This window comes from Paenibacillus luteus (assembly GCF_006542765.1).
In the GTDB taxonomy this organism is placed as follows: Bacteria; Bacillota; Bacilli; order Paenibacillales; family Paenibacillaceae; genus Pristimantibacillus; species Pristimantibacillus luteus.
This window is the reverse complement of sequence record NZ_SKCD01000082.1, coordinates 1-796: the sequence shown is the minus strand read 5'-3', so window position 1 is coordinate 796 and position 796 is coordinate 1. Positions and strand designations below refer to the sequence as shown.

Annotated in this window: 3 rRNA genes; all 3 read left to right on the top strand. The window is 46.6% G+C overall.

The window, feature by feature from the left end:
* Positions 1-89: ribosomal RNA gene (locus E0496_RS33415) — 16S ribosomal RNA — on the top strand; the annotation flags it as partial.
* Between the two features lie 172 nt (positions 90-261).
* Positions 262-378 (top strand): 5S ribosomal RNA (gene rrf / locus E0496_RS33410).
* 291 nt (positions 379-669) lie between these two features.
* Positions 670-796 (top strand): 23S ribosomal RNA (locus tag E0496_RS33405); the annotation flags it as partial.

Sequence of the window (796 nt, the reverse complement as noted above, 5' to 3'; positions counted from 1 at the left end):
GGAGCTAGCCGTCGAAGGTGGGGTAGATGATTGGGGTGAAGTCGTAACAAGGTAGCCGTATCGGAAGGTGCGGCTGGATCACCTCCTTTCTAAGGAAATACCCGAACCCGATGAGGTTCGGATAAACTTGGCAGTTTATCGCTTACTCGTTGTCAGTTTTGAAAGAGTAACGCAATACATAGAAGAAGAACGAGGCGTTTTCGTCTGCTCTGATTTTGATGGCATTGTTGAACACTTTCTTTCATTATGTCTAGTCATTCGTTTGGTGGCGATGGCGGAGGGGAACCACGCGTTCCCATACCGAACACGACCGTTAAGCCCTCCAGCGCCAATGGTACTTAGACCGCAGGGTCTTGGGAGAGTAGGACGTCGCCAAGCGGATTAACTCATACAAGTGAAATTACCAACTTTTAATGGTTGATTGTAACAAGCGAGTATGCTAATCTAATATTCCTGTCGTGAGAACGACAAGAAACTTGCACCTTGAAAACTGGATAACGAAAGAAAAGAAATTGCTGAATCATCCTTTAGCTAAAATGTTTTAATTGTTAGTGAAGGTTGTTCGTGATTGTCTCGACATCTTTTCGTTTTGTTTCAACCACTTGGTCTCTTCTGAAATCGAGGAAACAAAATGAAAAAGGCGAGCAAGCCGAATCAACCGGAACGATAGGTTAAGCTAGTAAGAGCGCACGGAGGATGCCTAGGCACCAGGAGCCGAAGAAGGACGTGGCGAACAACGATACCGCCCCGGGGAGCCGTAAGCAGGCATTGATCCGAGGATTTCCGAATGGGGAAA